This window comes from Longibacter salinarum, from assembly GCF_002554795.1.
GTDB classification, from domain to species: Bacteria; Bacteroidota; Rhodothermia; order Rhodothermales; family Salinibacteraceae; genus Longibacter; species Longibacter salinarum.
The window spans coordinates 120,595-144,770 of record NZ_PDEQ01000007.1; the positions used below are offsets into that span (position 1 = coordinate 120,595).

A 24,176-nucleotide genomic window follows, 5' to 3' on the forward strand; every position below is an offset into this window, starting at 1 on the left:
GCTGATATTTCGGCGAAGCCGATCCCGGATAGCATGGGCGGAGCGGCGGAGCTCCTCGACATCGAGGTCGTCGAGATGTCTGAAGATCGCGTCGTGGCGACCATGCCCGTGACGCCCAAGCATCACCAACCGTTTGGGGTGCTGCATGGCGGCGTCAGCGTGGTGCTGGCGGAGAGTGTGGCCAGCATCGGGGCGTACCTCGCGGCGCCGGACGGCTACGTGGCCATGGGCATCGAGATCAACGCCAACCACATCCGCGCGGTACGCGATGGCACGGTGACTGCCGTGGCGACGCCGGTGCATCGCGGGCGGTCGACGCAGGTCTGGCAGGTGGAGATCAAAGGCGCGAACGACAAACTGGTCTGCGTCAGCCGGTGCACGCTCGCAATCGTGAAAAAGCAGAACGACTAGTTTAGAGTTCAAGGTTCAGGGTTCAAGGTTCAGAGCTAGCTACCGGAAAGTTTGGATTTCAAACCGGACTGTCTTCGTATGTCAACGAAAAACGGATCTCGTGCGTCTGATGCGTCCTGGAAACGAGACGTTATCGTCGAATATGACGCACTTACACACTCCCATACCCACATACTCCCATCCATCTCTGAGCAGCCGCGCCTAGGAATGCTGAAATGACACACGCTCCAATGAAAGTGTCTGATAGGTAGGGTTCAGAGTTCAATGGGTACGACCCGAGACATAAAAAAATATTAGCGTCGCACGGCCGTGCGACGCTTCGTCTCTTCGAAAATGGAAGTCGCGCCATTGGCAACGCAATAAGGTGGTGAAACATACCCTCGTTTCGGGATCGTAGAGCGTGTCTTGGGGGTGCGTGACGTGACCAAATTTGCTTCCACGAACCCTGCGATGTCGTCATGTCTGCGATCTCCGGCATTCACCATATCACCGCGATCTCGGGGCCGGCTCAGGAAACCGTCGACACGTACGCCGGCGTCCTTGGGCTTCGACTCGTGAAGACGACGGTCAACTTTGATGACCCGGGCACCTATCATCTCTATTTCGGCGATCGAACGGGGCGCCCGGGTACCATCCTCACCTTCTTTCCCTGGGCGAGCGCGGTCCCGGGCCGACAGGGCGCTAGCATGGTGAGCGCGACCTCATTCCTCGTCCCCCTCGGTTCGCTGGATGCCTGGCAGCGACGTCTCGAGACCGCCGGGCTTCACGTCACCGAGCGGACGCACCGATTCGATACGGAGGTGCTCACGGCAAAAGCTCCAGATGGCCTCCCGATCGAAATCGTCGCCACCGCGGAGGCACGGGCGGTGGACGCTGACGTATGGACGAGCGCCGGTGTACCGAGTGAACACGCGATTCGTGGTTTCTCTGGTGCGACCCTGCCAGCGATCGATGCGCCGGCCACCGAAAAACTGCTTACGGACGTTTTTGGCTGGGAGCGAGAGGCGACGTCCGATGAGCGCATTCGGCTGCGCGCCCCATCGCAGAATCAAGCGGTCCCGGGATCAGTCATCGACCTACAAATGAACCCGGCCAACGCGGCGGGGCGCCTGGGCCAGGGCACGGTTCACCACATCGCCCTCCGCGCACGCGACGACGAGGAGCAGGTCCACTGGCAGGAGCGCCTTCGCGACATGGACATCCGGGTTACGGAGGTGAAGGACCGACAGTACTTCCGATCGATTTACTTCCGCCACCGCCGGTGGACGTCCGGCGTGCTCTTCGAGATCGCAACGGACGCACCCGGTTTTTTGCACGACGAACCTGAGGCGTCGCTCGGTACGACGCTCAAGTTGCCGCCCTGGCTCGAGTCCCGTCGGGATGAGATCGAACATGCGCTTCCTGAGCTTCGGCGTCCGGCCGCTACGGCCTGACCGTTCCCGCACGCCCCAATTCGCCCGCCCGTTTTCAGTCGTTACCTCCATCATGCCCGATTCCCCCAACCCACATGCCGATCAGCCGGTCTACACGACCGGGACGGCCCTCGAAGACGCCTCCGCTGCCATGATTCTGATTCATGGACGCGGCGCCACGGCGCAGAGCATCCTCCGCCTCGCCGGGGACGTTGCTCCCGAGGGGGTCGCGTGCCTGGCCCCGCAGGCGTTTCATCGAACCTGGTACCCGCAGTCCTTTTTGGCTCCGATCGAGCAGAATGAGCCGTATCTCACGTCCGCGCTCAACGCGGTCGATTCGCTCGTGACGGCGATTGAGGATGGGGGCATTCCGCGCACACGGCTGGTTCTCCTCGGCTTTTCGCAGGGGGCGTGTCTGGCGTGCGAGTACGCGGCTCGGCATCCACAACGCTACGGTGGGGTCGTCGGGTTGTCGGGGGGCTTGATCGGGCCGGAAGATGAGCCGCTCTCGTACGAGGGCAACCTCGACCGCACGCCCGTTTTTCTCGGCTGCAGTGACCAGGACCCGCACATTCCGCTCGAACGCATGCAGGACACGGCCGAGGTGATGCGCGATATGGGCGCGAACGTGGACAAGCGGATCTATCCCGGCATGGGCCACACGACGAACGACGACGAGCTGCGGGCCGTCCGCGATCTGCTTGTCGGACTGGTTTCGGAGCCGGCCTAACGGTCGTTCGACGGGCCACGCCACCGTCAGACGATTCTTTACCTGAACCTTTCCCTCCCGATGATTCGCACGCCGGACTGGGTCAAGCATGCTGTCTTCTACCAGATCTTTCCGGATCGATTTGCACGAAGCGGTCGCGTTCCGGTGAAAGATGGGTTGTCGCTCAAGCCATGGGGCGCGCCCCCGCATGAGCAGGGCTTTCAGGGAGGCGATCTGTATGGCATTGTCGATCGTCTCGATTTTTTGGACGAGCTCGGTGTGACGGCGCTGTACCTCAACCCCATCTTTGCCTCGGCGGCGAATCACCGCTACCACACGTACGATTATGAGAACGTCGACCCGCTTCTCGGGGGAAATGAGGCGCTGCGCGAACTCCTGGATGAGGCGCACGATCGTGGCATTCGTGTCGTGCTCGACGGCGTGTTTAACCACGCAAGCCGCGGCTTCTGGCCCTTCCATCACGTCCTGGAGAACGGCGGGAATTCCCCGTACATCGATTGGTTCAACATCCACGACTGGCCGCTGAATCCATACGCGCCCGACGCCGACACGCCGCACAACTACGACGCATGGGCGGACCTTCCGGCGCTTCCGGAGCTAAATACCGACAACGACGAGGTGCGCGCCTACATCATGCGCATCGCTCGGAAATGGATCGAGTTTGGCGTTGACGGTTGGCGCCTTGACGTGCCCTATGAAATTGAGGACTCGGACTTCTGGCGCGAATTCCGGAAGGTGGTGAAGGAGGCCAACCCGGAAGCCTACATCGTCGGGGAGATCTGGCACGAGGCAGAGGAATGGCTGCAAGGAGACCAGTTTGATGCCGTCATGAACTACCCGTTCCTGTGGCCCACCCTCAGCTTTTTTGGGTCGGAAACCCTCCGCGACTACAAGAAAACGCACCTCACCTTCGAGCCGCTCGACGCTCCAGACTTTGCAGACGCGATCACGGACGTGTTCGAGATGTACGACTGGGAAATCACGCAGGCGCAGCTCAACCTGCTGGACAGTCACGACATGGGGCGGGCCCTGTGGATCATGGGCGAGGATACAGATGCCCTTCGGCTGTCGGTCCTGTTCCAGATGACCGTTCCGGGCGCTCCATGCATTTACTACGGCGACGAAATCGGCATGTCCGCCGGCGACGATCCGCACTGCCGCGAGGCGTTTCCGTGGGATGAGCACGACACGTGGGATGAGGACCTGCTGGAGCATTACCGGAACGCCGTCGCCCTCCGGCACGACCACGAGGTTCTGCGGACGGGGAGCATCGACATCTTTTACGCAGAAGAGAGCGTCATCGGCTTTCGGCGAGAACTGGATGATACCGTGGCGATCTGCCTATTTAACGCGGGACCGTCATCGGCCGTCATCGACCTCGATGCAGAGGATGTCGGGGTGCCGCTCCGTCGCTACGAATCCGCCTGGCCAGAAGGCGATGCGCCGCTGGATCTAGACGATGGATTGGTGACCACGACGCTGCCGGCGCAATCCGCGCGGATCTGGACTTGAATATAGTTCAGAGTTCAGGGTTCAGAGTTCAACGTGTTAACGCATCAACGCCCCAACGTTCTAACGCTCCAACGCGTCAACGCCCACCGCATTTCGCATTTCAAATTCCGCATTTCGCACTAAAAAGCGCCGCCTCCCCGGTCGGGAAAGGCGGCGCGAATGCTCAACCGGGTATGGTAGAGGCGATTAGCTCTCGACCGGCTCCGGGAGGTACATTCTGTTGACGTAGTCGATCACCATGCGCTTGGCCGAGAACGGAGCGGGGAGGCCGGTCATGACCTCGCGCATCATGTTCACCCATTCTGTCGGGACGCCGTAGGCGTCGCGATCGTAGAACGTCGGGATGACGCTGTTCTCCAGCTGTTCGTAGAGCGATGCGGCATCCTCGCGATCCTGCACGGCAGGGTCTTCGGTGCCGTAGTCGCCCGAGGGCTGCGGGCCGATCGCCCAACCGTTCTTGCCTTTGCCGGTGTCGCCGTCGAACCCTTCCGGCCACCAGCCGTCGAGGACCGACAGGTTGAGTCCGCCGTGGGCCGCGATCTTCTGGCCCGACGTTCCGGATGCTTCGAGCGGGCGACGCGGGTTGTTCAGCCACACATCGGAGCCGGAGACGAGCATCCGGCCGATCTCCATGTCGTAGTTCTCCAGGAAGATGACGTTGCCTTCGAAGCCGTCCTGCTTGCTGATCTCGAAGATGCGCTGGATGAAGCGCTTGCCGCCGTCATCGGCCGGGTGGGCCTTGCCGGCGTAAATGAGATGTACCGGACGGTCGGCTTGCGAGAAGAGGGCGCGGGCGCGTTCGAGATCGCTGAAGATCAGCGGGGCGCGCTTGTACGTGGCGAAGCGGCGCGCGAAGCCGATCGTGAGAGCATCCGGATCGAGTTCCGGCGTCATCGGGAGGCTCTGCGTGCGCACCTTCGTATTGATGTAGTCGTGCAGGCGCGTGCGGAGCATCGTGCGGTACTGCCACAGAACCTCGTCGTCGAGGTCCGCCAGGGCGTGCCAGGCGTCTTCCTCGTGGCGCTTATCGAGCCAGTCGCCGCCCAGGTGATCCGCGAGAAAGTCGCGGGCGGGCTGACACGTCCAGGTCGGCAGGTGGACACCGTTTGTGATGGAGCCGATCGGTACATCATCGAGCTCGCGGTCCGGGTACATGCCTTCCCACTGCTGGCGTGCGACGTGACCGTTCAGCTTCGATACGCCGTTGGAGGCGCGGGCCATCTTCAGGCCGAGAACCGTCATGGTGAACGGCTCCGAGTGGTCGCCCGGGTGGACGCGGCCATACTTCATCAGTTCGTCGACGGACAGGCCGAGCGACTCGCGGAAGGTGTTCATTTCCTTCGCGAAGAGGTCCGGGCTGAAGCGGTCGTGTCCGGCCGGAACCGGCGTATGCGTCGTGAAGACGCAGTGGTCGCGGACCCACTGTTCAGCTTCGACGCGAAGCTCGCCCTGCTCCAGGCGTTCGCGCAGGAGCTCGAGCATGAGGAACGCGCAGTGGCCTTCGTTGGCGTGGTAGACATCCGACTCGATGCCCAGCTCGCGGAGGAGACGCAGGCCGGCGATGCCGAGCACGACCTCCTGGCGAATGCGCTGCTGGTTGCCACCCTGGTAGAGGCGACGGGTCAGCTTGCGGAGCTCCGTCGGGTTGGCGTCGAAGTCCGTGTCGAGCAGGTAGAGGTCCGTGCGACCGAGGTTGAGCTTCCAGGCGCGGACGTGAATCGGCTGCTCTCCCGCATGCACATCGATGATCAGGCGGTCGCCGTTCTCGTCCGTGACGGGCGTCACCGGATGATGGTCCGGGTTGAGCGGCTTGTACGTGGCCTGCTGCCATCCGTCCGCATCGAACGACTGGTGGAAGTAGCCTTCGCGCAAGAACATACCGACCGCCGTGAAGGGAAGGCCGAGGTCCGAGGCTGCCTTCGTGTGGTCACCGGCGAGCACGCCGAGTCCACCGGAGTAGAGCTGCATGCTTTCGTGCAGGCCGTACTCCATGCAGAAGTAGGCCGTGCGCGGGGCATCATCGAAATGCGGCTCCTGGTCCATGTACGTCTGGAACTCATCGTACACGGAATCGACATCCGACTGAAACTCCGCGTCATCCAGAACATCCTCGTCGGCTGCGGCAAGCGCTGCCTTTGGATTGTTGTCGGTCTGCGCGTAGATCAGCGGATTGAGCTGTTCGAACAGCGTCCGGGCTTTCGGACTCCAGCTCCACCACATGTTGCCGGATAGAGCGTCGAGCTTTTCGCGGGTCGTCATTCGATCTGAAAGATTATTTGGGCTAAACGATGTACGGCGCATGGCGATAAGGTCGCCGTTCAGCCGCACGAAGACATGCGTGCCGGGCCCCGCCCGTGTCAGCACGGGTGCCAAAGCGACGTACAGAATTCGGGCGCGCGTCTATCCGCGACCCGAGATAGCGTGTGTAGGCTGCAAGCACAAGGGAAAGAGCAGACGGTGATGTCAAACCTCCGTCGAGCCAAACCCGCTTGCAGCAGAGTGGGTGTGCGTGGATGGGCGATACAGGTGGACTCGGAGGACGCCGCATGTAACTACATTGCGCACGCCCGGGTCGTGTGCTAGTGAACCACACCGAACCGGCGATCCCTGGTTTCGCGCACACCTTCACGTTCTATCAACAGGTAATCATGATTCGGCTTCAATCGATGGAATTCAAGCAGTCTGGAAGAAGAATCGACGGGTTTCCAGTGCAGTACTGGATCGAAAGCGCTTCCACGGTTATAATTCTTCGATTGTGAATAAGTCCACGTTCAATTTACATCCGCAGGAAGCGTCAAAAGGTGTCGTCATTGCTGCTTCGGTTTTGGAAGAGAGATCGTAGACGGACGATCGCTTCCCTTGAACCTCAGTCGACTGCTCGCGTAGCCCTGTGCGGCGAAAATCTCGTGGTTGTCTGAGAAACCGTTCTTCCGATGTATCACCTTCTCCCTTCTCTTCGGGTCGCCGTCCTTGCGGCGAGCCTGCTCGTGTTTGTCTCTAGCCGGTCTGTCGCAGCTCAGTCCGACGACACGGCCGAACGCGACACCTCCGAGGTCGCGATGTACGTTCAGATGCCGGATTCGGTCGTCGTGACCGCCTCCCGCTATGCCGAGCCCAGCCAGACCACCGGCCGCCGCGTGCAGGTGTGGACCCGTCGTGATATTGCGGAAATGCCGATCACGACGGTCGATCAGCTGCTGGAGGTGACGGCGGGACTGGACGTGCGCTCTCGCGGTGCCTTCGGCGTGCAAAGCGACCTGTCGCTTCGCGGCTCCACGTTCAACGGTGTACTCCTGTTGGTCGACGGTGCGCGCGTCAACGATCCGATGACGGGGCACTTCCTGATGGACATCCCGATTCCGCTGCCGGAGATCGAGCGGATCGAGGTTCTCCGCGGCCCGGCGACGGCCCTCTACGGCCCGGATGCGCTCGGTGGCGTCGTGCAGATCTTTACGCGAGCGGCGATGGCCCCCGTTCAGAATACAGAGAACGGCGTGGGCGGTGATGTCATCGGTCAGTACGGCGACTACAGCCTGTATGGCACCGAAGGACAGCTTCGCGTGGCCAGGGAGCACTGGCGCATCAGCGTCGCAGGGACCGCGCAGGGATCGAACGGCCAGCCGATTACGAACGACCAGGGCGACGTCATCGAAAGCTCGCGCGGCGAGGAACGAACGGATTTTGAGCGCTACGCCGGGACAGCCGCCGCCAAGACCAAGCTGGGCGACGGGTCGATCTATGCTCGCATCGGCATCGACGATAGAGATTTTAGCGCCTATCACTACTACGCTGTAGCGGGCGACACCGCGCGCGAATCCACGCAGACGCTGTGGGCACAGATCCGTGCGCAGGGCGATCCGCGAGCCGACACGCGGTGGACGGCGCAGGTGGCGAGTAAGCTGCACGACGATAATTACCGGTACAACCCGCAGGCGTCTCCCAGCATCCACACCAGCCGTCTGACGACCGTGCAGGCAGAGGTCTCACGCACCCTTTCTCCAGAGTGGACCGTCAACGGCGGGGTGTCCGGACAGGTCCGCGGCATCGACTCGAATACGCTCGGCGACCGCGCGGACGTGGCGGGCGGGGTCTTCGCCAGCGCACGGTATCGTCCGACGAAGCCATTCGTTTTGAACGGAAGCCTGCGACTCGACGGCGACCCGCTCTATGGCCTGGAGCCGACGCCCCAGCTCTTCGCATCGTACTCGCTAAGTACCGTGACGCTGCGCGCCGGCGTCGGGCGGGCCGTTCGCGCACCGAACTACGTCGAGCGCTACATCGACCTCCCGACGACGAAGGGCAGCCCCGACCTGAACGCCGAGCGAAGCTGGTCGGCCGAGGCGGGGACCGATATCTACGTGACGCCGGAACTGACGCTTCGCCTGACGGGCTTCGGGCGCCGCACGACCGGACTTATCGACTATGCGAAAGTTGACGAAAACGACGCGGCCTACGTCGCTCGTAACCTGAATGAGGTGGAAACCCTCGGCCTCGAAACCGAGGCATCGTTTCGTCAGACGATCCAGGGCGTCCGCGTGCTGCTCGATGGGAGCTACACGCTCATGGATCAGACTCTGACCTCGCAGCGGCCGGTTGCTGATGCAAGGTACGCCCTCTCCAGCCCGCGACACATGCTTCAGGGCCGGGCGGCGATTTCGTACGGCCAGATCACCGGCAGCGTCAACGCGTCGTATCTCGACCGGACGGGCAACCGCGAGATCCCGACCGACCACTACGGATTGATCCACGTCCGTCTCGCCTACGGATGGCAGATGACCGAAGGCAAGCACGTCGCCGTGTCCGCCGAGGTCCGCAACCTGCGCGACCGCGAGTACTCCGATGTCCTCGACGCGCCGATGCCGGGCCGGACGTTTCTCGTTAGCCTCCGTTTCTGGCTGTAAACGGCTAGTTCAGAGTTCAACGTTCAGGGTTCAGCGAACAGTTCAAAGTTCAGGGTTCAAGGTTCAGGGCTAGGTACCGGACAGTTTGATTCCACCACGGAATGGTTCCGTGCGACTTCGAGAAACGGACCGCGTCAGCCTCACACGTCTCGGAAACGAGGCGTCATCGTCGAGAAATGACGCACTCTCACACTCCCATACCCACATACTCCCGTCCATGTCGGAGCAGCCGCGCCGGGGAATGTCGAAGTGACGCAAGTACCAGCGAAAGTGTCCGGTAGCTAGGGTTCAGGGTTCAAGGTTCAGGGTTCTCTTGCTATCCGGTCGTTCCGCATGTGTCGAAGGGGTGAGCGTGTTCTGTGGGCGATCTCATGATAGAACGTGAGATTGTTGCATCTCCTCGCTCGATGTACGCCGACACGTTCATCGTTTGCTGCGTTGCTCGACCTCAGCAGCAATAAACGTTGAACTCTGAACTCTGAACTTTGAACAGCGTGGTCCCCGGTCGGTATGTTCGACTGTATGTGGCGCCAGACCGCTGCCGTAATCGGTCGTTTCTGGTCGGCGCTCGCTTCATTTTCTCCCTTTATAGTTGCTCAATGCATATGAAACGCATCGTGCGCAGTACGTTTGCTTTCGCAATGAGTCTTCTTCTTTTCGTCGGAGCGCCGGTTATGGCCCAGGATTCTGGGGCGGCGACCGACACGGCAGCGGCCAAGGAGTCGGCCCGCGCAGTCGCGCAGGAATGGCTGAAAACCAACGACGAGGGTCAATTCGATGCCAGCTATCAGGCTGCGGCGTCGATGATGCAGGACCAGGTCGAACAGAAGGTCTGGGCGCAGAAGAACAAGCAGAAGCAGAGCCAACTCGGCGACGTGAAGTCTCGCGAGTTCGCCGAAGCTCAGTATCGTGAGTCCCTACCGCAGGTGGAGGGCGGTCCGTTCGTCGTGATTCGCTACGAGGCCGAGTACAACCCCGCCACGTTCAACGAGGTCGTTCTGACGACTCAGGAGGACGGCGAGTGGAAGGTAGCTAGCTATGCTGTGCAACCCATGCGTCCGGCCGCTCCGCCGCAGGGCGGTAACGGTGGACCGGGAGGAGGCGGCAAGTAACGCCACCCTTGTTCCCGACAACCGGTTGCGACGAGCAGCCGGCCGAACGGTTTACGACCCTCGTCTTCCTAACCGAAGGCGAGGGTCGTTTTCATTCATCGAGCCGTTGTGATACTGAACCCAAATGATCGTGCCCGGATGCCGTGCATCGGATATGGGGTCGATTCGATCGAAAAAAGTAAGAGACGCAGGAATCAACGTTTTCTGGCACCTTCAAGCCTGCGAAACGCGTCCACAGACGATCGTGACCCCGACATTGTCATTTGGATTTGGTATGAGGTGGGAAAAGGTCGATTTTCCTGGCGATTCTGAGGATTCGCCTTGCGAACGTGAGGAGACGCTGGTTTCTTGGCATGAAGATGATGTGATCGTCAGGTCCGCCGGATTGTCTCACTTAGTCGCCCGAGAGAAATGAAGGAGCACGTCATTACCACAGAGCATCGCACGGCCACCTTCAATCGAGAACACGAACCGGCGATGCAGATCGAGCCGGGAGATGTCGTGACGTTCGAGACCGGGGACGTCGCCTACGAGCGGCTTCATAGCGGCGAGTCGGTCGAAGACATCGGCCTGGAAACGTTCAACTTGGTGACGGGGCCGGTGGCTGTGAACGGAGCCGAGCCCGGCGACGCGCTCGTTATTGACGTTCTGGATGTCGAAATCCGGCGCGCGTGGTCGGTGTGGATGCCGGAGTTCGGCGGACTCGGCAAGCGGACCGGCGAGACGAGGACGCGGCAGATCAACATCGAGGGCGATGAGCTTCGAATCAGCGACGAGCTGACCGTGCCGCTCGAGCCGATGATCGGATGCATCGGCGTGGCGCCCGCGGAGGGAGAGGGATCGACCTTTCAGCCGGCCTACCGCTTCGGCGGCAACATGGACCTGCGCGAGCTTTCCCCCGGTGCGACGATCCGGCTTCCCGTCGAGGTCGATGGGGGACGCCTGTCGGTAGGCGACCTGCACGCAGCGATGGGGCGAGGCGAGCCGACGTGGGTCGCTATTGAAGCGGCGGGGCGGGCGCGCCTTCGCGTGGGACTGGAGAAGGACGCCGCACCCCCGACGCCGCGCGTTCGCATCGGCACCACGACACTCTGTATGGGCATCGCCGACACGCTCGAGGAAGCCCACCAGTCGGCCCTCGACCAGGCGTTTGACCTGCTGATCACGCAGCACGGACTCGACCCGTTCGACGCGAACGCCTACGCCAGCGCCCGGGTCGGCATGCGCCTCGGCGGACCCTGCTGCCCGATCGTCATGGCCGAAGTCCCGGATCCTGTTTAAGTTCAGAGTTCAGGGTTCAACGTTCAGGGTTCATCGTTCAACGGGCTGCCGAATAACCTGAAGGGAATGCCACTGAGATCGTAAAAAAAAACCGTCGCACGGCCGTGCGACGGTTGGTGCCTTCGAAAACAACGAGGGCCGAGCACCGAACCGGAAAAGACGAGTCAGAACGGTCCTGAGGTGTTACCCGTGTTGCCGAGGCAGAGTGTTGCCGATGTTGCCGGGGCCACAGGGTTCAAAACCTGTTTGGCGGACAGCCTTCGGCACCCCAACGGTACGGACCTCCCGTTGGGCGGTCCTTGGGACGCTCTCAGCACAAGGCTTGGTTGATCCCGCGCATCGTGTCAACTGCGTCCGTGCACTAAGATGACCAGCAGGCACATGACCAGGCATGAACGGCTGCATGTACTTTATCACGCTTCATCCGCCAAACAGGTTGTCAGTGTTCAGAGAAGGAGCACCGGTCTTCCCGTGAGAGGTTCGCAATTCGAAATCCGCCCTTCGAATTTCCTCTCACACCCCCATACATTCTGTCCCCCCACTCACCCTTTCCCCCTTTCCCTTTCCCAAACGTCGCCTATGCCGAACATACTCGAGCGTCTCCGTGAGCGCGTGCCTGCAGATGCCGACCTTCAGCTTCCGCCACCGTGCTACGAAGAGATGGAAGCCGAGGCGGTCTCGTTCGACGCGGGCGCTGAGGTTCTGGTCGTGCGGCTACCCGTCCAGCAGCGGTACCAAAATCCGCTCGGGCTGATGCAGGGAGGCTTCATCGCAGCCGCGATCGACAACACGCTGGGTCCGCTCAGTTTCCTCGTCGCCCCGCCGAGTGTCACGACGCAGATGTCGACGCAGTACCTCCGCCCCGTTCCCCCGTCGGTCGACTACATTGAGGTCGAGGGCCGCGTCGCCGAGCGCGCAGGACGGCAACTCTTCCTCGAGGCCACCGTCCGCCTTCCCAACGGCAAAACCGCCGCCCGCGCCCAGGCGACGTGTCAGATACGGCGATGAGTTCAGGGTTCAGAACCTGTTTGGCGGACAGCCTCCGGCCATCCAGCGGTACGGACCTCCCGGCGGTCGGTCCTCGCGAATCTCGCCAAACTGAGATGTCGTGGAGCTCGGGCACCGTGTCTACTGCGTCCGCATTAACAGCTGCCATTTGATCTTACCGGAGACCAGACCTCCTGCTCGTGCTTTTTCGCTCGATCCGCCAAACAGGTTATCATACCTTCATACTCCTCTCCCTTATGCTTTCACCCTCTCAAACGTCCACACTTCCAAACATTTACGCCCGCTCGACGGCATATTTTTAACTTTTCGCAACAGGTTGCCTAAATGAATAGTATCGACTCCCAGACAACGTTGCCCGACACGAATTCGCTCGATGACGTTCTTCCGTTATGCCGGTCGCCGCGAACCGGTGCCCAATTGCAGCGCGAAGGAGGGCATCTCGTATCGATTGCCGATTCCGAAGATCGATACCCGGTTGTTGAAGGTATCCCGGTGCTAATCAATGAAGACGAAAGTCTTTTTTCCGTTGATCAGTTCGAGCAGAAAACCGAAACCACCGTTCCGGAAACATCGCGACTAGTGCAGCGGGTAGCCCGGCTTCTGCCCTCGCTCAACTTAAATGTGCGGGCTGAGGACAATTTTCAGCGGTTCGTTGACGAATTGCCTTCCCCTGCTCGCGTGCTCGTTGTCGGGGGGCGCACCCGAGGGGAGGGCTCCGACGTTCTGTATGAAAGTCCCTCCATCAAAATTTTCTCTACGGACGTAGCGTTTGGGCCCGAAACTGATTTGATCTGCGATGCACACGACCTGCCGTTTCAAGATGGAGCCTTCGACGGGGTCGTTGCACAGGCGGTTTTGGAACACGTGGCGGATCCGCAACGATGCGTGGGAGAAATGCACCGTGTTCTCGCCCCGAACGGCATTGTTCATGCGGAAACGCCGTTCCTTCAGGCGATGCATATGAAGCCGTACGACTTCACCCGGTTTACGATGGTCGGCTACCGGAGACTCTTCTCAAGTTTTGACGTGGTCGGCATCGGTCCGACCTGCGGGCCCGGGATGGCGCTGGCGTGGGCATATCGGGGCTTCTTGAGGAGCTTCGGCCGATCAGCTGCTACACAAAGAGCCCTGGCTGCCATCGCGCACCTAACGGCATTTCCCCTGAAGTACCTTGACCACTGGCTGATTGATCGTCCCGGCGCCCGGGACGCCGCGTCAGGATACTATTTTACCGGAAGAAAGCGGCAAACGCCTCTCTCCGATGAGGACGTCATCTCCTGGTTCCATTCCTTGTAGACGGCGATTTACACCTCCCCACTTCCATACTTTCACACATTCAGCCTCTTTCCTTCGCCGTCGTCTCGTCCCACTCGTAGCCGGACGTGCTGATCGTGTAGGCGCCATCCTCGCTGGCGGCATCGTCGTGCGGGAGGCTGCCGCGGTGGGAGCGGAGGTAGATGAACGGCGTGTGGTGCAGGAAATTGCTGACGCGGCCGGTGTAGACGTCGGCGTAGCGCTCGACCTGGCGCGCGAACATGCTTTTGTCTTTGCCGGTGCGGAGGAGCGGTCCCCAGTTTTCATTCACGAGACGACTCGATTCCTTTGCTAGAGGAGCAATGCGTTCGTCCAGAGCGACCAGATCATCGCGCAGGCCACTCATCTCGTTCTCGATGACCTCCGGCGGGCGCTGCGAGTTTGGTCCATAGCCGTCGCGTGCCCGCTGAAGTTGCAGGCGGAGGGCGGAGTAGTCTGCCTCCATGCTCTCCTTCTGTCGCATGAGGTCCGTGAGTTCATCCTGCTTATCAGAGAACTCCCGAAACGCCTCGATTTCCCCCTCTAGCTCGCGGACGACGAGCGCCGTGCGCCAGCGAAGGACTTTCTTCGAAATGTTGACGTCGACGAACAGGTGGTCGCCGATGTACAGAATCTCCTCTCCGCGCAGCCCCAGCGTTTCTTCTACGAGCGACGCGTTCCCGCCGACGTAGACGCAGTCCTCCTTCAGCGGCCCCGACTTGTGCTCCCGTAGCAACCCGTCGTCGTTGACGACGCGAAACGCCGGCATGCGGACCGAGAAAAAGTCCGGTTTTCGCGCCCCGACAATCGACAGGTCGAACAGGTCTCGCCACGTCATGCCGTCGGGCAGAAACTCGTTGAATGCGTACTCCAGCATCGGCTGCGCGTAGTCCCACTCGGAGTTCGTGATCAGCAGGAGCTTCTTCCCCGCCCGCTTCTGATCGAGCAGCGCCAGCGGCATCTCCGGATCCAGGTTGACAAAGCGGGATGGCTCGTTGATGATCTCCTGCTTGAGGCGCCCCTCCATATGGGCCTCGTCGAGCGTATGCTGGACCTCCTCGTAAAGGTCGTGATAGCCCATCGAGCCCTCCAGTTCGTCTGCATCCAGCAAGTCGACGAGCTGCATGTACATGCATGCCGACGAGATGCCGAAGAGCGTGTTGATGAAGTGCCAGCGAGCCTCGGACAGGTCGACGAGTGTGCGCTGGTAGAACTCCTTCTGCTGACGATACCCGAGCGGCTCCGTGCCGTGGAAGGTGCGCTTGACATAGCCGAAGCGGTTCGCCTTCACAACATTGCCGTACTCAGTGTCGATCACCAGACCGCGAATGACGAGGTCCGGCTCAAACGTGAGGTGATCGATCGGCCATCCCTTCGCAAGCAGCCCCTCCTTGATAAAGGTGTAGGCCCGCTGCTCCCACTCCCGCATGTGGTAGTGAACGAGCGTATAATCCATGTCATAGCCAATCGCCTGAATCCCTCGGAGGTTGAGGGTCCGGTTGCAAAACAGGCCACGAACGTCGTCAGAAGCGTCCATACAAACAAATTCGATCTAGAAAAAACGATCCCACTCTTTCAGCAGGACCACTGTGTACGACCGCAACGCCGAATGCTTCCCGGTCCGGTTTATTGATTGGATTACGGATTGACAATTACGGATTTAGGATGACCGATTGGGGATTGCTGCGTTGAAACGTTACTGCGTTGGATTTTGAAACGTTGGAACGTTGCACGTTAATACGTTGACACGTTTTACGTTTAGTCGTTGTGCGTTTGGGCGTAGAACGTTGGCACGTCTTACGTCCTCCGGGTGGCGCAGTTGTTTTGACTTGTGGACTATGGCATGTATCCGGTGATCGGAGATCACACCCACGACAGCTTCCGGCGCCAGATCCCCGTCCTTTAGAAGTTCGGCGTCCCGGAAGGCGAAGAGAGCGAGTGCCCGAACGAATCGCTGTCTGAGCGAAGCGAGTTTCGATTCGTTCAGCGAGCAGAACGTAGCCTCCAGCCGAAGTTCTAACCGACGGGCGACTTTTTCCGTCCTGTTTTTGGTCGTTCAAAAACAGGACAAAGAGTGATGGTCGAAGCACCACCCTATGGAAAGAAGAGCCCGATCAAAATCCGAGGAGCTTGACCTTCACCCTCCACCACGCCCAACTTGGACCGTCGATTGCTCCAGATCTGATCGACCTCCCGCCGACTCGCCCGCCCTCCGACCTCCCCGTCCGCATGCACACACCTCTACGGTTCCTGTCCGTCGTCTTTCTTCTGGCCCTCGCGCTGGTGTCAATCATGACACAGCCCGTCAGCGCCCAGACCGACGGCGTGCTGTTCATCGACGGACCGGCACAGCGCTTCCTGGAGCGCCAGAAGACCCTCGGCCGTCTGCCGAACACGTTTGTGTCAAACCGTCCGCTCTCGGCGTACGAGATGCAGGCAGCGCTGGACAGCCTGACGGCAAACTACGGAGACGAGCTATCCGCCGAGGAGGAGCGCTGGGTCGCCCGGCTCCGCAACGAGGAGCCACAGCCGGGAGCCGGCCTCGCGCAGTCGATCTGGGGACGCCTCTACCCAAACGGGCGTGACATGGCAGCCGTGACGGGCGACGGATATGCCCTGCAGGTCAACCCGCTACTCTACGCGAGTGTCGGGCAGGCCCGCTTCTCCGACTCGACGAATGTAACCACCTGGCGCAACACGCGGGGCGTCCGCGCCTCCGGCCACATCGGCCCGATCTTCTTCGAAAGCCGCCTGACTGAGAACCAGGAGCGCCCGTCCCAGGTGCAGTTTGTATCGCAGGGGGACGGACGGATTTTAGACGAGGCAGCGCAGGGTACAGCGCCTGGGCTTGGAAATGTACTGCTGCAGGATCAAGAAGTGTACGATTATTTTACGGCGACTGGAGTCGTAGGCTTCCGCTCCCGGTTTTTTGAAGTGCGGTTCGGTAGAGACCAAAATAGCTGGGGCTTCGGTCGAGAGAGCCTGAATGTCTCTGATGCCGCGTCTGCTTACGATCAGTTGCAGATCCGGACGAATGTCTGGCGTCTGGAATACACGAATCTCTTCGCGCGATACACGGAGCTAAACCGCATACGTACCCCGCAGCGGGGCGGCAATACAGCGTATCCGAGCCGATATGGTGCGCATCACCGACTGGCCATGCACGTCACCGATCGGTTTCAACTCGAGGTGTTCGAGTCGATCCGGTTCGCTCCGCAGACCGATTCGATCGTCAATCGCTCCAACTTTGAGCTCGGCTATTTAAACCCGGTTATCTTCTATCGTGCCGTGGAACGCGACATCGGAAGCCCGGACAATGCGATGCTCGGTATTGGCGGATCGTGGATAGCTATCGACGGCGCTCGCTTCTACGGTCAGTTTCTGCTGGATGAGCTCCGCGTGAGCGAGATCGGCAGCGGCTGGTGGGGTAACAAGTGGGGATGGATCCTCGGCGCAGACATAGCTGGCGTCGGCTCCGATCACCTGTCGCTACAGGCAGAGGTCGCTCGGCTCCGACCGTTTCTCTACAACCACTTCTACACGCCGAACGCCTACGTCCACTACCGCGACCCGCTCGGCCACCCTGCCGGGCCGAATGCGTACGACGTGACGCTGTCCGCCCAGTTCGACCCGCCGAGCCGCTGGCAGGCCGGGCTGACAACGCGGTGGACGCAACGCGGTCGCAACCCTGCGGGTGAGAACATCGGAGCCGATCCAACATTGTCGAGCCGAACCCGGAGTCGAGGGTATGTTGACATGCTCTCCGGCGTGCTAGAGACACAGTGGACGGTGGATGCACATGCCGGAGCGGAGATTCTACCGCAGCTGTTTGTGGAAGCGGCTCTTCGGGTGGAGTCGACGGATGACGAGGTGCTCGGGACGACGCGTATTGTTCAGCCCTACGTGCTCCTTCGATGGGGACTGCCGTTCGATGCTCCGGGTCTTCGATAGACGGTAAAGACCACCGGGCTACTTATGAGGAGCGCGACGACATGTGGGGCAGATCCGTACGGGAGGCTCCGTCGCCCGATGACAGTGAGGCATTGCCGCTTTCGGGATGCGGGTCAAGCGAGACCGAGAAATAGCGGCACGTCACCCCATGTGCGATGCATTCACGCTGGATGATCTCTTTCTCCTCAGATGAGAGGTTGGGGGCCGTGACGATCACCTCGTCAATGTCGTACTGAGTGCAGGTCTCCGGCAGGTGATCGAGCGTGCCGAGGATGCTGAGTCCCTGCGTGTGTAGGCCCTGCTGGTCGGGTTCATCCGAGAGGAAACCGACGATTGTGCGATCGATCTCGGTGTCCGGCTGGCGGAAATACCGCACGGCAAGAAGGGCTGTTGGATCATTACCGTAGATGACCGCGCGCGGGCCTTCTGTCCGATGCGACGCGAAGTACTGCCGTAGACCACGGAAGCCAAACCGGAGGAGTCCGATGGCACCGGTTGTAAGCATCCAGTCGATTACGACCACAGCGGGGGCAATCGTATTAGCACCAAAAGCGATGATCAGGCCAAGATACGTGATCAGCGATGCCAGTGTTGAAGCGCCCACGAGTCGCACCAACTCCGGGGTGCCTGCATGCCGCCAGATGCCATGGTAGAGATTTGCGATGTAGAAAATGGCGATTTTGAGACCGATCACCGCCGGCAGGGCGGTAAGCATTACTTCATAGACGTCTCCGGGTGGGGTTGCGCCGAAGCGAAGGTGATGCGCCGCGATAAACGTGGCAGCTACCAGAAGTAAATCAGCAACGGTGCCGACGAAAGATTTCCAACCGGCTCCACCGAACATGGCGCGCATAACCGCACCGAACCGCTGAGTAAAGACAGGTTCGGGTTGTCCGGTCGTCTTTGGGTGGGCGGACCAGAGATACATACCGAACCCAACGAGCCCCACGATAGCCAGGAGCGCAAGGGCGTAAAACAGAGAAGCCGTAGATTGATAGACCGCGAGTGTCGAGAGGCCGAAGATGGCGCTCACGGTATACAACAGCAGGACCGTTCGCCGCTCCGAGAGACCAAGCGTGACCAGGCGATGCATCGTATGGTCTGTCCCGCCCTGCGTGACCGGCACGCCATTTAAGATACGTGTGATCGTCACGAACGTCGTGTCGAAGATCGGAACGGCGAGCACGACAATCGGGACGAGCGTTGCCGCAAACGGTCCGCCTTTTCCTTGAACTGTCAGCGCGAGCGTCGCGAGCGTGAAACCCAAAAACATGCTCCCGCAATCGCCCATGAAGATGCGGGCCGGCTGGAAGTTGAAGATCAGGAATCCGGCAGCGGCTCCAGCAACTGCTCCAGCAACGACAGCGACCTGTGTGATGCCGATCATCCACGCGACGAGCCCGATAATGGACGCCGCGATCGCGGCGAGACCGGCTGCAAGACCATCCATCCCGTCGATCAGGTTAACCGCATTCGTGACGCCAATCACCCAGAGAAACGTGAGAGGTACCGACAGCCAGAACGGGCCGCCGCGCCAGAATGCGAACCCTGCATAGAGTAGAAGGACCGTCGCCAGAATCTGGACGACGAGTTTGGCTTCCGGACGAATGTCATACAGGTCATCCGCCAGCCCGGCAAAAAACACGAGTCCACCGGCTAGCCAGACAGGCCACGAATAAAACTCGTACGCTCCGGAGAGGGTAACGGCAACAACGCTGGATCCGAAGATGGCGATGCCGCCCATGAGAGCGACCGGACGGTCGTGCCAGCGGTCCTCCTGAGGAAACGCGACCCAGCCCAACTGCTTCGCGAGGCGAATGACGAGCGGCGTCAGAAGCATCATGCACAAAATACCAATGCCTACCGTGACGGCAATCATCCAGCTTTCGGGCGTCGAGTCCAAAGCTGGAAGGAAGGCAAAGAGACTACCCGTCACGTCGTATCCCATCGATGTAAGTGACGCCGAAGCGCGTTCCATGTACAGTACTGCTCGCAACGGAGCGGGAAGGATGAACAGACCAGATCAACACCGGCCCGCAAGTGCTCATCGAGATGTTTAACTTCTCTTGTAGCCCATAAACCTATTGGGCGCGACGGTCAAAAAAATGATGCTGATGTAAAGACTGTTTACCGAAATCGCTTCCAGGGCGCTGATGCCCCCATATTGCTACGAAAGACATAGGCCGACGGGCACAGGATGACCCGTAGTGCACCGAAAATGATGCACTGTAATGTCAGAAACGACCGAGGTCGTTCACCAAAAGCGGGAGCAGGGGACGATTCCGTTCGACGTCTCGTTACAAAATGTCTGCGTCAAAAATAATGCCGCCGCGGAATAGATAGGTTGGCCTGGACCGACGATTGTTCTCCAATGGCAGAAGAAGACCGGACTCTATGGTTTACGGCTCGATCGACGCCGGGAGTGCGCGAATAGACGGGACGCGTTCGCGACTCGCAACGGATCGGAGAATCCGGTCGAACGCATCGACGGCGCGATCGAATCCATCCTCGACGGCCGAACGAGCACGACGGCCCGCTGACTCGATATCGGGACGGCCGTACCATGAGCGGATCGCATTGGCCAGCCGTGTGCCGGTGGGGTGGGCAAGGGCGGTCCCGCAGTCATGCTCCTCGACGAGGCGTGCCGCTTCACTGCCCGTGGGACCAAGAAACAGCGCCGGACGCCCAGCGGAGAGCGCGCCGTACATCTTGCTCGGCACGACCAGTCCTTCTGCCTCTTCTTCCATCGTCACGAGGTGCAGGTCGGCGGCACTCAAGCTCTGGTCCAGTTCCTCGTACGGCTGGAACGGGAGAAAAGTGACGTTACCGAGTCCGCGCCGCTCCGTTTGCTGCTGGAGGTCGGATTTCCGCGGCCCTTCTCCCACGAATACGAACTGGATGTCATCGTGAGTCGCAAGAAGCTCGTCGGCCGCATCGAGGACCGCGTCGAACGGATGCGCGAGACCCATATTACCCGAGTACATCACCACGAACTTGCCCTGCAGGTCATGCTGCCCGCGGAACGGGTTGTCCTCATGCGGCACCGGATGGACGGACGACGGTGGCCAGTTGGGCACGATCGAAATATCGTTTGCGGCGAGTCCACGTGCCACGATTCGCTCCTTCATGCACCGTCCGACGGCCACGACGTGATCGTGAGTCTCGAGCGAGGAGGTCGAGACGCGGCGCAGGAGGCGGGCCAGTGAGCCGTTTTCCGGAATGACACCGAGCGCCTCCGCGATCTCCGGATATAGATCCTGTGCCCAGTGCACGGCCGGCACGCCCGTGATCTTGTGAACGAGCGCGCCGAGAACGAGCTGGAGCGGCGGATCCGTCTTCGTCACGAGAACGTCCGGGCGCGGAAGGCGAAGCACCCGCGTGAGCATCGCCGGATAGTGCGACAGGTACGCCAACGCCCGCTTCCACGTGCTGGCCCTCGTAAACCGCAGCGCCCCTACCCGCTCGACGCGAACGCCGGCCTCCGTGACCTCCGACTCCGGCGCCCCGTCTGCCGGGCCCGTCACGACCGTAACGTCCCACCCGCGATCAACCAGAGCCACGGCCATTTCCGCCAGCACCGCACCCGTGGCGCCGGGGGCTGGAGGATAGACGCGATTCGTGAAGAGAACAGACGGCATTTGTGGGGTTTGAGGTTTGGGGTGTGAGGGAAGGGGTAAGCGCGAACGGGAGAGAGGGCGCGGGCGATAGGGGAATGGGGGATTTGTGGGAGCCGTATATCCCGGAGGATTAGAGGTCGAGAGTTCGCTCGCAGGAATATGAGATCAGTAATGCGTTATCTCAATCCTCCGTACGTTTCGCAATTCGCACTGCCTTGTCCAATCCACAATCCACGATTGACAATCAACGACCCGCTATTAACATATCCGAACCCTACAGGGACCGTACGACCCGTGCGGGGTTACCGGCTACGATGGTTCGGGGAGGCACGTCTTGAGAGACAACGCTACCGGCACCGACGACGCTGCCGTCTCCGATCGTGACGCCCTTCAGGATGATGCTGTTCATTCCAATGAAAACATCGTCCCCGATAGAGATCGGGCGAGATGCCCCTGCGTTGATATTTCTCCGGCGTTCGTCGGGGTCGAGTGGGTGGAAGTCGGTATCAACGATTTGAGCGTTTCCTCCAGCAAGTACGCGGTCACCGATGGTAACTTTTGTTTCGGCGACCACGACGGCCCCGGTAAACCCGCACTCATCGCCAATAGTGATCTCTGCGGACGCACTCCGTGTGGATAGCACGACGGGATGCGTCGGGGCCAACGGGTTTGAGTCTGTCCATGAGCGAAGGACCAGATCTCTCCCCGCCTTTAATGTGCTTCCGCGATGGCGCTGAATAATCGGACGACCAAAGATGCGCCAGTTCGAGCCCCACTCGATCCCGTGCCAGGCGAATTGCATACGGATGACGGGCCATGCGAGGCGACGACGTAGCTCGAGACGGGCAAGCCATGGCATGTCGCGAGCTTTCTGCACTGCCGACGGTCTACTCATGGTTATGAATTCGCGTGTAGAGAAGACATGCTGATCCAGCGCTCGTAGAGACGTGTTGCATCTGACAAACGTGCTTTAACGGTCGGGTTTGAATCAGCCTGACGTTCAAAAGCGGATCGAACGCCCTCTTTGATCGCAGATCTTTGCTTACTGGGACCAGCATGATATCCACGCTCCTGATGAAGCGCCGCCACGTTCTCTGAGGTGTGCTCGAACAAATCGAAGTCTGTTCCGAATTCTTTGTTCAGTGCTGCGGTTACAACACCGATGTCTCCAATCACCGTCTCAAACGGTGCAATAACATATCGATCGCGATGACGAAGAAGCGAATCGTAAAATGCAATCCAGGCATTTATCTGAAGAGCAAAAGAGATCGCTGGAGATTCCGCGGCCTGACTGGGTGAAACGTTGCGGGTTTGATGCCTCAATGCCGTTAGTGATGTAATTGCATCGAAAGGGTCTCTGATTAGAATAAGCGTTGGTACACCCAGCTGGCAGGCTCGAATCGCATTCGCGGGGACGTGCGTGTGATGTGCTATTCGAATATTCCCAGTCTGTGCTGCTGAGATTGCGCTTACCGTAAAGCTATTCGCCGATCGAGGAAATCCCTCAACACAGAGATCGGTGTCTTTGTTGACGAGTAGGTCAGAGTGCCTATTCTTGAAGCGATAAATCGGAAAGTACAAACTGGGTCGGGTTCCGAGAAATGTCTTAACACGAAACCGCAATTCTTTTACTCGTCGAGCCAGTATTCGAGACATAGGTTATGCAGAAGAGTCCAAAATAATGGTTCCGGCAGAACGTCGCGAGAATCGTACAGATTCCTCCGCGCTGAATAAAGTTCGATTTGTAGCCTCGGATGCAGCCGAACACGGTTTGCATCTATATCGTAGCACGGACTCGAATATTCCCGTCCACATACAATATATATGCGGATTCTCGCGCTTTACACCGACGCATTCGGAGGGTACGGGGGCATTGCAGCAGCCAATCGTCACTTTCTTCGTGGGCTTTGCGCTTATCCGGGCGTCGAAGAACTCGTCGCTTTGCCGCTGCTTCAACCCGAGCCTATCACTTCGTCGTTACCTGGCTGCCTTGACCATCGGACAGAGGGGATTGGAGGCAAAAGCACATATCTTCGTGCGCTCACGAAGGTTCTTCTGAAAGATCGAGATTTCGATTTGGTCTGGTGCGGACACATTCACCTCACACCGATTGCTCTGGTAGCTAAAGCCCTACTTGGTGCTCCGCTCCTCCTTAATATCCATGGTGTGGACGCCTGGACGCCTACCCATCGTCGCCTTGTAAACTGGAGCGTGCCGCATATAGATCATGTTATCAGTGTTGCCGATGTAACGAAACGGCGGTTTATCAGGTGGAGCGGCGTTTCGCCACAAAATGTGGACGTTCTGCCAAACACAATTGACTTCTCCGGTCTAACTCCGGGACCGAAAAGTGACGAGTTAATCGACCGGTACAATTTGGGCGACGGCCCCGTGTTGATGACGATGGGTCGTTTGGTCGGGCGGGATCGTCGAAAAGGCTTTGATCGGGTACTCGAGGTAATGCCCGAATTGCTGAATGAATATCCCGGCCTGACGTACTTAATCGCAGGCAAAGGCCCGGACCGAGAGCGGCTGGAACAGAAAGCGACCGATCTTGGCGTTCGCGATCGTGTTGTTTTTGCCGGATACGTACCAGAATCGGAGAAGGCAGAGCACTTTCGACTGGCGGATGCATACGTGATGCCAAGCGAAGGCGAAGGATTCGGTCTGGTTATACTCGAAGCTCTCGCCTGTGGCGTCCCGGCAATCGGTAGCACGTCCGATGGGACGTCCGAGGCACTGCAGCATGGACGGTTCGGTTCGGTTGTCGATCCGGCCGATCAGGATGCATTGATGTCGGCAATTCGCTCCACTCTCGATGCAAATACATCGGTTGAGTCGGCCGCTGTTCGTTCTTATTACGGTAAAGAGGCTTACCGAGAGCGACAGCACGCGCTTCTGGACAAAATCCTAGAACCAGACTCGACATGAGAGTGGCTAATGACGAC

17 protein-coding genes are annotated in these 24,176 nt (G+C 59.8%); 11 read left to right on the top strand and 6 right to left on the bottom strand.

Going from position 1 to position 24,176, the window contains the following annotated elements:
* Positions 1 to 33 precede the first annotated feature (33 nt).
* The 4 genes from CRI94_RS13875 (at position 34) to CRI94_RS13890 (ending at position 4,065) form a co-directional block, all read left to right on the top strand.
* Complete coding sequence (locus CRI94_RS13875; RefSeq protein ID WP_098077222.1) at positions 34 to 411, top strand: hotdog fold thioesterase; 378 nt, start codon at positions 34 to 36, stop codon at positions 409 to 411.
* Between the two features lie 458 nt (positions 412 to 869).
* Positions 870 to 1,844: a ring-cleaving dioxygenase gene (locus tag CRI94_RS13880; protein WP_098076940.1), complete on the top strand. Its 975-nt coding sequence runs from the start codon at positions 870 to 872 to the stop codon at positions 1,842 to 1,844.
* A 52-nt stretch (positions 1,845 to 1,896) separates the two neighbouring features.
* On the top strand, positions 1,897 to 2,553 hold the full coding sequence (locus CRI94_RS13885; RefSeq protein WP_098077225.1) for an alpha/beta hydrolase: 657 nt from the start codon (positions 1,897 to 1,899) through the stop codon (positions 2,551 to 2,553).
* A 60-nt stretch (positions 2,554 to 2,613) separates the two neighbouring features.
* Entirely contained in the window at positions 2,614 to 4,065 is a 1,452-nt protein-coding gene (locus CRI94_RS13890) for a glycoside hydrolase family 13 protein (protein ID WP_098076943.1), read from the top strand.
* Positions 4,066 to 4,251: 186 nt separating this feature from the next.
* Here the strand turns inward: CRI94_RS13890 and glgP are convergent, their stop codons facing one another.
* On the bottom strand, positions 4,252 to 6,324 hold the full coding sequence (glgP, locus tag CRI94_RS13895; protein ID WP_098076946.1) for an alpha-glucan family phosphorylase: 2,073 nt from the start codon (positions 6,322 to 6,324) through the stop codon (positions 4,252 to 4,254).
* Between the two features lie 674 nt (positions 6,325 to 6,998).
* On the opposite strand from glgP, the gene CRI94_RS13905 reads away from it, so the two are divergent.
* From CRI94_RS13905 to CRI94_RS13930, 5 genes are all read left to right on the top strand, one after another.
* A complete protein-coding gene (locus CRI94_RS13905; protein WP_098076952.1) occupies positions 6,999 to 8,966 on the top strand; it encodes a TonB-dependent receptor plug domain-containing protein in 1,968 nt (655 codons plus the stop codon).
* 641 nt (positions 8,967 to 9,607) lie between these two features.
* Complete coding sequence (locus CRI94_RS13910; RefSeq protein ID WP_179862318.1) at positions 9,608 to 10,078, top strand: DUF4019 domain-containing protein; 471 nt, start codon at positions 9,608 to 9,610, stop codon at positions 10,076 to 10,078.
* Between the two features lie 411 nt (positions 10,079 to 10,489).
* Entirely contained in the window at positions 10,490 to 11,359 is an 870-nt protein-coding gene (locus CRI94_RS13920; protein ID WP_098076960.1) for an acetamidase/formamidase family protein, read from the top strand.
* 579 nt (positions 11,360 to 11,938) lie between these two features.
* Positions 11,939 to 12,367, top strand: coding sequence for a PaaI family thioesterase (locus CRI94_RS13925; protein WP_098076963.1), 429 nt, complete (start codon positions 11,939 to 11,941; stop codon positions 12,365 to 12,367).
* Between the two features lie 351 nt (positions 12,368 to 12,718).
* Entirely contained in the window at positions 12,719 to 13,663 is a 945-nt protein-coding gene (locus tag CRI94_RS13930) for a class I SAM-dependent methyltransferase (RefSeq protein WP_179862319.1), read from the top strand.
* Positions 13,664 to 13,703: 40 nt separating this feature from the next.
* Here CRI94_RS13930 and CRI94_RS13935 read toward each other — a convergent pair whose 3' ends face one another.
* Positions 13,704 to 15,197: an HAD-IG family 5'-nucleotidase gene (locus CRI94_RS13935; protein ID WP_098076968.1), complete on the bottom strand. Its 1,494-nt coding sequence runs from the start codon at positions 15,195 to 15,197 to the stop codon at positions 13,704 to 13,706.
* Positions 15,198 to 15,889: 692 nt separating this feature from the next.
* Here CRI94_RS13935 and CRI94_RS13940 point away from each other — a divergent pair.
* Positions 15,890 to 17,611, top strand: coding sequence for a capsule assembly Wzi family protein (locus CRI94_RS13940; RefSeq protein WP_143815412.1), 1,722 nt, complete (start codon positions 15,890 to 15,892; stop codon positions 17,609 to 17,611).
* Between the two features lie 22 nt (positions 17,612 to 17,633).
* Here CRI94_RS13940 and CRI94_RS13945 read toward each other — a convergent pair whose 3' ends face one another.
* From CRI94_RS13945 to CRI94_RS17525, 4 genes are all read right to left on the bottom strand, one after another.
* Positions 17,634 to 19,589 carry a hypothetical protein gene (locus CRI94_RS13945; protein ID WP_098076974.1) on the bottom strand — a complete coding sequence of 652 codons (1,956 nt, stop codon included), beginning with the start codon at positions 19,587 to 19,589 and terminating at the stop codon, positions 17,634 to 17,636.
* Positions 19,590 to 20,010: 421 nt separating this feature from the next.
* Positions 20,011 to 21,249 (bottom strand): glycosyltransferase family 4 protein, encoded by a 1,239-nt coding sequence (locus tag CRI94_RS13950; protein WP_098076977.1) that lies wholly within the window; start codon positions 21,247 to 21,249, stop codon positions 20,011 to 20,013.
* Between the two features lie 253 nt (positions 21,250 to 21,502).
* Complete coding sequence (locus CRI94_RS13955; protein ID WP_098076980.1) at positions 21,503 to 22,123, bottom strand: DapH/DapD/GlmU-related protein; 621 nt, start codon at positions 22,121 to 22,123, stop codon at positions 21,503 to 21,505.
* Positions 22,124 to 22,125: 2 nt separating this feature from the next.
* Positions 22,126 to 22,884 carry a hypothetical protein gene (locus CRI94_RS17525; protein ID WP_143815413.1) on the bottom strand — a complete coding sequence of 253 codons (759 nt, stop codon included), beginning with the start codon at positions 22,882 to 22,884 and terminating at the stop codon, positions 22,126 to 22,128.
* A gap of 168 nt (positions 22,885 to 23,052) precedes the next feature.
* Here CRI94_RS17525 and CRI94_RS18050 point away from each other — a divergent pair, with 168 nt between their 5' ends.
* A complete protein-coding gene (locus CRI94_RS18050) occupies positions 23,053 to 24,159 on the top strand; it encodes a glycosyltransferase family 4 protein (protein ID WP_098076986.1) in 1,107 nt (368 codons plus the stop codon).
* Positions 24,160 to 24,176: the final 17 nt, after the last annotated feature.